Source organism: Sinomonas sp. (assembly GCF_036848755.1).
In the GTDB taxonomy this organism is placed as follows: domain Bacteria; phylum Actinomycetota; class Actinomycetes; order Actinomycetales; family Micrococcaceae; genus Sinomonas.
In genome coordinates, this window is sequence record NZ_DAIUJO010000151.1 from 1 (window position 1) to 7070 (window position 7070).

8 protein-coding genes and 1 riboswitch are annotated in these 7070 nt (G+C 69.9%); of the genes, 4 read left to right on the forward strand and 4 right to left on the reverse strand.

Going from position 1 to position 7070, the window contains the following annotated elements:
* Nucleotides 1-36: 36 nt before the first annotated feature.
* Nucleotides 37-990 carry a 3-methyladenine DNA glycosylase gene (locus V7053_RS17030; RefSeq protein WP_443022659.1) on the forward strand — a complete coding sequence of 318 codons (954 nt, stop codon included), beginning with the start codon at nt 37-39 and terminating at the stop codon, nt 988-990.
* A 21-nt stretch (nt 991-1011) separates the two neighbouring features.
* Here the strand turns inward: V7053_RS17030 and V7053_RS17035 are convergent, their stop codons facing one another.
* Nucleotides 1012-1422 (reverse strand): YchJ family protein, encoded by a 411-nt coding sequence (locus tag V7053_RS17035; protein WP_334173456.1) that lies wholly within the window; start codon nt 1420-1422, stop codon nt 1012-1014.
* A gap of 87 nt (nt 1423-1509) precedes the next feature.
* On the opposite strand from V7053_RS17035, the gene purS reads away from it, so the two are divergent.
* The 3 genes from purS to purL are packed head-to-tail and all read left to right on the forward strand — an operon-like array spanning nt 1510 to nt 4918.
* Complete coding sequence (purS, locus tag V7053_RS17040) at nt 1510-1809, forward strand: phosphoribosylformylglycinamidine synthase subunit PurS (RefSeq protein WP_334173457.1); 300 nt, start codon at nt 1510-1512, stop codon at nt 1807-1809.
* Nucleotides 1810-1811: 2 nt separating this feature from the next.
* Nucleotides 1812-2585 (forward strand): phosphoribosylformylglycinamidine synthase subunit PurQ, encoded by a 774-nt coding sequence (gene purQ, locus V7053_RS17045; RefSeq protein WP_334173458.1) that lies wholly within the window; start codon nt 1812-1814, stop codon nt 2583-2585.
* Nucleotides 2582-4918: a phosphoribosylformylglycinamidine synthase subunit PurL gene (gene purL, locus V7053_RS17050; protein WP_334173459.1), complete on the forward strand. Its 2337-nt coding sequence runs from the start codon at nt 2582-2584 to the stop codon at nt 4916-4918. The genes purQ and purL overlap by 4 nt, the downstream gene beginning before the upstream one ends.
* Nucleotides 4919-5020: 102 nt before the next feature.
* Here the strand turns inward: purL and V7053_RS17055 are convergent, their stop codons facing one another.
* From V7053_RS17055 to V7053_RS17065, 3 genes are all read right to left on the reverse strand, one after another.
* Nucleotides 5021-5314 carry a DUF503 domain-containing protein gene (locus V7053_RS17055; protein ID WP_334173460.1) on the reverse strand — a complete coding sequence of 98 codons (294 nt, stop codon included), beginning with the start codon at nt 5312-5314 and terminating at the stop codon, nt 5021-5023.
* 144 nt (nt 5315-5458) lie between these two features.
* Nucleotides 5459-6373: an oxygenase MpaB family protein gene (locus tag V7053_RS17060; RefSeq protein ID WP_334173461.1), complete on the reverse strand. Its 915-nt coding sequence runs from the start codon at nt 6371-6373 to the stop codon at nt 5459-5461.
* Nucleotides 6374-6462: 89 nt separating this feature from the next.
* The gene (locus V7053_RS17065; protein WP_334173462.1) at nt 6463-6948 is read right to left on the reverse strand and encodes a flavin reductase family protein; all 486 of its coding nucleotides are present in this window, start codon (nt 6946-6948) and stop codon (nt 6463-6465) included.
* Between the two features lie 36 nt (nt 6949-6984).
* A riboswitch (SAM riboswitch) is annotated at nt 6985-7070 on the reverse strand. This riboswitch is flagged as partial in the annotation.

Genomic DNA, 7070 nt, shown 5'->3' on the forward strand with positions numbered 1-7070 from the left:
CTTCGCGCTCGGCGCCGGAGCCGGGATAATGGATCGGTGCCTCTCCCCGTCCACGCCGCATCCGGCGTCGTCCCCCTGGGCCCTTTCCTCACGGAAGACCAGTGGCTTCCGCGCGCCCAGGCCCACGCGGAGCGGGTGGCGCGCTTCGCCGAGCCGTTCGTCTCGCGGCGGAACCAGCGGAAGAAACACCCCGTCGAGGACTTCCTCTTCACGTACTACACCCACAAGCCCGGGCAACTGGGGCGCTGGCACCCGGGGGCCGGCGTCGTGCTCTCCGGGGAGGCCGCCGCGGAGCGGCTCGGCTGGAAGCACTATCGCCCGCTCACCGAAGCCGAACGGGAGGCGAGCGGCGTCGCGGCCGGGGAATGCGCCGTCGTGCTCGACGCCCCAAGCTACCTGCTCGAGCGTGAGGATACGGTGCGCTTCTGCGCAGTGATCCTGCGCGGCACGGCCGAGCGGCCGGGGCAGTTCGGCTGCTTCGGGCTCCACGAGTGGGCCATGGTGTACCGCTCGGAGAAGTTCGGGATCCGCCACGAGTACCTCCCGCTGCGGCTCGGTGCCGAGGGCACGGATCGCGTCGTGGAGGAACACCGCATACGGTGCACCCACTTCGACGCGTTCCGCTTCTACACGCCCGACGCCGCGCCCCGCAACGAAGTCCAGCCCACGCGCGAGACGCAGCGGCTGCTCGAGCAGCCAGGTTGCCTCCACGCGAACATGGACCTCTACAAGTGGGCCTACAAACTGGGGGCTGCCGTGCCGGGCGAGCTCCTCATGGACTGCTTCGAGCTCGCGTGGCGCGTTCGGGAAATGGACATGCAGGCGTCCCCGTACGACCTTTCCGACTGGGGCTACGCGCCCATCCCGATCGAGACCCCCGCCGGCAAGGCGGAGTACGTCGAGCGGCAGCGGGCCTTCGCGGCCGAGGCAGCGGTGCTGCGGGAGCGGCTGACGGCGGCGATCGGGCCACTGGCGGCTGCGCTCCTCTAGCGGCGCCGCGAGCCACGGTCCCTACGCGAGGGGCTCGACGTAGAACCAGCGGCCGTCCTCGCGCACGAAGCGGGAGGTCTCGCGCATGACGCCGCGGACGGCTTCAGGCGTTGTGGGCGCCTCTACATAGTGGGCGGCGAATTCGACGATCCCGTAGTCGTCGAAGGGGCCGCCGGCCTCCGTACGGACGACGTCGAGTCGCCGCCACCGCGTGGAATCGTCCAGTTCGAGCGTGGGCGGCCGCGTGGACGGATGCCACGTCGCAAGGAGGTAGTCCCGCATCTCGGGGCCGCCCTGCGCGAACGCGCTGAAGCGTGAGCGCATGAGCGATTCGGCGGTCGGAGCGGCCGCGCCAGCGTGGAAGCGGCCGCAGCAGGCCCCGTACGTGTCGCCGCTTCCACAGGGGCAGCGTGCACCGGGATCGAGGGTCATGGGGCTACACTAGCGCCGCGATTCCAGCGGCTTCGGGGGCTCCGGTAGAATCAGGTTGCAACTCCCCTCAATCACAGGAGCCCGTTGATGCCCCGGATCGTTGTCGATGTCATGCCGAAACCAGAGATTCTCGACCCGCAGGGGAAGGCAATCGTTGGGGCGCTCCCGCGGCTTGGGTTCACCGCCTTCAGCGGCGTGCGGCAGGGCAAGCGGTTCGAACTCACGGTGGACGGACCGGTCACTGACGAAATCCTCGAGCAGGCCCGCGAGGCGGCCGCGACTATGCTGTCGAATCCTGTGATCGAGGACGTGGTCAACGTCGAGGTGCTGGACGAATCCACCGCCGTGGCGTCCGAGGAACTCGCCGCGCCCGCCGAGGCGGAATGAGCATGAGCGAGACTCCCCTCATCGGCGACCTCGGGGGGAAGCCCGACGCCGCACTCTCCGGCGCCAAGATCGGCGTCGTCACCTTCCCCGGCACCCTGGACGACCGCGATGCCGCCCGCGCCGTCCGCCTTGCGGGCGCGACCCCCGTCCCCCTCTGGCATGCCGACAGCGAGCTGGGCGACGTCGACGCCGTCGTTCTCCCCGGCGGATTCAGCTACGGCGACTACCTGCGGGCCGGGGCGATCGCACGCTTCGCACCCCTCATGGCGAAGATCACAAAGGCAGCTTCCGGCGCGGCGTCCTCGAATCCTTTGCCCGTGCTCGGCATCTGCAACGGCTTCCAGATCCTGACCGAGGCGCACCTCCTCCCGGGGTCGATGATCAAGAACGACCACCTCAAGTTCATCTGCCGCGACCAGGCCCTGCGGGTCGAGAACAACCGCACAGCGTGGACGAACCAGTTCGAGGAGGGCCAGGAGATCACCGTGGTCCTCAAGAACCAGGACGGCCAGTACGTCGCCGACGAGAAGACGCTCGACGAGCTCGAGGGCGAGGGCCGGGTCGCCTTCCGCTACGTCGGCTGGAACCCGAACGGCTCGCGCCGAGGGATCGCGGGCATCACGAACGCCGCGGGCAACGTCGTCGGCCTCATGCCGCACCCCGAGCACGCGATCGAGCCCGGATTCGGCCCCCTCGGCGCCGACGGACAGTACAGCACCGACGGTCTCGGCTTCTTCGCGTCCGTCCTGAGCCAGCTGGTGGGAGAGGGCAAGTGACCACCCCTAACGAGACGAGCGCGACCACGACCGCGCAGAAGTTCAACATCGACACCGTCGAGCACGCCGCCGGGACCCCGGAGACGGAGCTCCCCTGGGCCGAGCTCGGGCTCAAGCAGAACGAGTTCGAGGAGATCGTCAAGCTCCTCGGCCGCCGCCCGACCGCCGCCGAGCTCGCGATGTACTCGGTCATGTGGAGCGAGCACTGCTCCTACAAGTCCTCGAAGGTGCACCTCCGCCAGTTCGGCGAGAAGCTCACCGACGAGATGAAGAAGGACATGATGGTGGGCATCGGCGAGAACGCCGGCGTCACAGACCTCGGCGACGGCTGGGCCGTCACGTTCAAGGTCGAGTCCCACAACCACCCCTCGTTCGTCGAGCCCTACCAGGGTGCCGCGACGGGCATCGGCGGCATTGTCCGCGACATCATCTCGATGGGGGCGCGGCCCGTGGCCGTCATGGACCCGCTGCGGTTCGGCGCGATCGACCACCCGGACACGCCCCGCCTCGTGCACGGCATCGTCTCCGGGATCGGCGGCTACGGCAACTCGCTCGGGCTGCCGAACATCGGCGGCGAGGTCGTGTTCGACTCCGTCTACCAGGCCAACCCGCTCGTCAACGCGCTCGCCGTCGGCGTCCTGCGCCACGAGGACCTGCGCCTCGCGAACGCGTCCGGCGTGGGCAACCGCGTCGTGCTGTTCGGCGCGCGCACGGGCGGCGACGGCATCGGCGGCGCGTCCGTCCTCGCGTCGGAGGCCTTCGACAACACGAAGCCCTCCAAGCGGCCCGCCGTCCAGGTCGGCGACCCGTTCGCAGAGAAGGTGCTCATCGAGTGCTGCCTCGAGCTCTTCAAGCACTCGCTCGTCGAGGGCATCCAGGACCTCGGCGCGGCGGGCATCTCCTGCGCGACGTCGGAGCTCGCCTCGAACGGCGACGGCGGCATGCGCGTCGAGCTGACGAACGTCCTCCTCCGCGACCCCACCCTGACCCCGGGCGAGATCCTGATGTCCGAGTCGCAGGAGCGCATGATGGCGGTCGTGACCCCGGAGAACGTGGCCGAGTTCGAGAAGGTCATGGAGAAGTGGAACGTCGAGTTCTCGTGGCTCGGCGAGGTCACGGACTCGGGGCGCCTCGTCATCACGTGGGACGGCGAGACGATCGTCGACGTCGATCCCCGCACCGTGGCCCACGAGGGCCCGGTGTACAACCGCCCGTTGCACCGGCCGGAGTGGCTCGACGGCGTGCAGCAGGACGGCTTCCGGGCCTCTGCCGCGGGCGCAGCCCTCCCCACGACCGGCGACGAGCTCAAGGCTGCGGTCCTCGAGCTCATGGCCTCGCCGAACATGTGCGACAAGTCGTGGGTCACGAAGCAGTACGACAGCTATGTAGGCGGCAACACGACGCTTGCGTCCCCCGACGACGCCGGCGTGATCCGCGTCGACGAGGAGTCAGGCCTCGGCGTCGCCCTCTCGACTGACGCGAACGGCCGCTACGCGTACCTCGACCCCTACACGGGCGCGCAGCTCGCCCTCGCGGAGTCGTACCGGAACGTCGCGACGTCGGGCGCCGTGCCGATGGCGGTCACCGACTGCCTCAACTTCGGCTCGCCCGAGGACCCCGAGGTCATGTGGCAGTTCGCCGAGGCCGTGCGCGGTCTCGCCGACGCGTGCCAGACCCTCGGCATCCCGGTGACCGGCGGCAACGTCTCGCTCTACAACCAGACGGGCACGACGGCGATCCACCCCACGCCCGTCGTCGGCGTCCTGGGCAAGTTCGACGACGTCGCCCGCCGCACGCCGTCGGGCTGGCAGCAGAACGCGGACGGGCAGGCGATCTACCTGCTCGGCACGACGCGCGACGAGCTCGACGGCTCCGAGTTCGCGAACCTGCGCGGGCACCTCGGCGGCCTCCCGCCGAAGCTCGACCTCGAGGCGGAGAAGACGCTCGGCGCGATCCTCATCAACGCCTCGCGCGACGGCATGGTCGATTCAGCGCACGATGTCTCCGAGGGCGGCCTCGCCGCGGCCCTGTCCGAGATGGTGCTGCGCTTCGGCGTCGGAGCCCGCGTGGCGCTGGACGACGTGTGCGAGCGCGACGGAATCGACGCGTTCACGGCCCTGTTCTCGGAGTCGCAGGCGCGCGCCGTCGTCGCCGTCCCGCGCTCGGAGGAGGTGCGGTTCAACGACATGGCCGCTGCCCGCCGCTTCCCGGCGGTGCGCCTCGGCGTCGTCGACGTCCTCGCGACCTCGCTCGAGGTGCAGGGCCTCTTCGACCTTCCGATCGCCGAGCTCCGCGACGCGCACGAGGGGACACTGCCGAAGTACTTCGGCTGATCCTTCGGAGGTGCCCCACCTTTCGGACTCAACCCCGCGCACCAGCGGCGGGCCGAGTCCGAAGGGCGGGGCACCTCTGTTTCGGTAGGGCCAGAGCAGGAGTCAGTCGTCGCTGTGGAGCTCTCGGCGTCTGGCGCTCAGGAGCTCTACTTCTGGGCGCCCGGCCACAAAGCGTTCGACGGCGTCGAGCACCTCTACGGCGTGCGCGCGGTCCGCGGACACGAGCGCGGCACCGATCCGGGCGCGTCGGTGGAGGTCCTGGTCGCCGACCTCTGCGGCAGAAACCTCGAATCTCCGCCTCAACTCCCCGACAATCGGCCGAACGACACCGCGCTTCTCCTTGAGCGAGTGCACGTCGCCGAGGAGGATGTCGAACTCGATCCACACGATCCACATGCGGCCATTCTTCCGGGCAGTGGGCACTTGGCGTACCCGAGACGACAGAGGGGCCGAGTTGGCGTACCCGAGACGACAAAGGGGCCTAGTTGGCGTACCCGAGACGACAGAGGGGTCGAGTTGGCGTACCCGAGACGGCCGGGGTTAGAGGGCGCCGAGGCGCGCGAGACGGCGGCGGGCCGCGGCCTCGCTCGGGCCCGTGCTCCCCAGGGCACGGCCGACGACGGCGAGGGTCGCGCGAGCGGCCGAGCGGACAGGGAGCCGCACAGGGCCGAGGGACGAGCGCTGCAGCCCGAGGAGTTCGAGGTGCCGGTCGCTCATCGAGTCGACGGCTGCCGCGAAGAGCATCCGGTAGCCCGGAACGAGCAGGGGGTCGAGGGGCGGCCTGCGGATGAATCCGACGACGTCGTCGACCCGGGCACCGCCAGCGAGGCGCGCGCCGTCGTCGTACTCCGCCATCCGCCGCCGAAGGGCCGAAACCGAGCGCGGCGGCTCTGCCACGCCCATGAGCTCGCCGGCCCTCGCCCACTCGGCAACGTAGGCGTCCGCCTGGGAGGCCGGAAGCGGGCCGCGGATGTACTCGTAGGAGCCGAGGAAGGCATCAGCGAACGCGATGTGGACCCACTCGGCGAGCTCGGGATCGTTGGCTGCATACGTCCCGTGCATGCCGCGCCCGTCGACGTACTCGCCCACGACCGCGTCGTGCCGGTGCCGCACGTACGCGCACGCGCGCTCGGCCGCAGCGGTGTCGCCGTACGTCACGGTGAAGATCCAGCGGATCGTTCCCGCGAGGCGCGCGAGCGGGTCCTCCTGGTAATGGGAATGGTCCACGACGCCCGCGAGGACGCCCGGGTGCAGGGCCTGCGTGAGAAGGGCGCGGATGCCGCCCATGATGGGCGTCATCCCGCCGTTGACGCGCCACGTGAGAGAGTCCGGCGGGAAGTAGCCCGCGTCGTCGCCGTCCTCGAGCGCAAGCTCCCACTCGGGAATGCCCTCAGTCTGGCCCGAGAAGGTCAGCTGGAGGCGGCGGCGCAACGGAGAGAGGACATCGAGGCTCACGCATCCAGCGTGGCCCAGTGCGGCCGCGATCGGCAACGCCGACCCGCTGCTGGCACGAAGGCGCCTTCGTCCCAGCAGCGGGCGCGGGGCTACTTGGCCCAGTAGACGTGGTTGGTCAGGGGACGGAAGCTCTCCGGATCCGAGACGCTCACTGCCTCGCCGATCAGGATCACGTGGTCCCCCGCGTCCACCCGCTGCCAGAGGCGACACTCGATGCGCGGGACGTGGGCGGCCACGATCGGCGAGCCCATCACGCCGGGCTCCCAGGCCAGTCCCGCAAACTTCTCCGTCCCCTTCGCCACGAATCGCTGCACGAGATCGCGATCCGACTCGGACAGGATGTGCACGGCGAAGTTGTCGGTAGTGTTCCAGACATCGAAGGACGACGAGCGCTTGTCGACGGCCCACGAGACAAGGGCGGGTTCGAGGCTGACGGACGTGAACGAATTGCTCACGAGCCCGGCCAGCGTGCCCTCGCTCTGGGTCGTGATGACCGAGATGCCCGTGGCCCAATGCCCCATGGCGCGTCGAAATTCCGCCCCGGTGACGGCCTGGCCCACGGATGTGACGGTCATGGCTCTCCTCCAGCTATCGGCCGGACGCCCTTCCGGGCGCCGTACTTGCCGCGGCCGTTCGCCGCGACCGGATCCTCATCTGGGGCACCCCACTACGGGAGAGGGTTGCCGCCCGGCCAGCC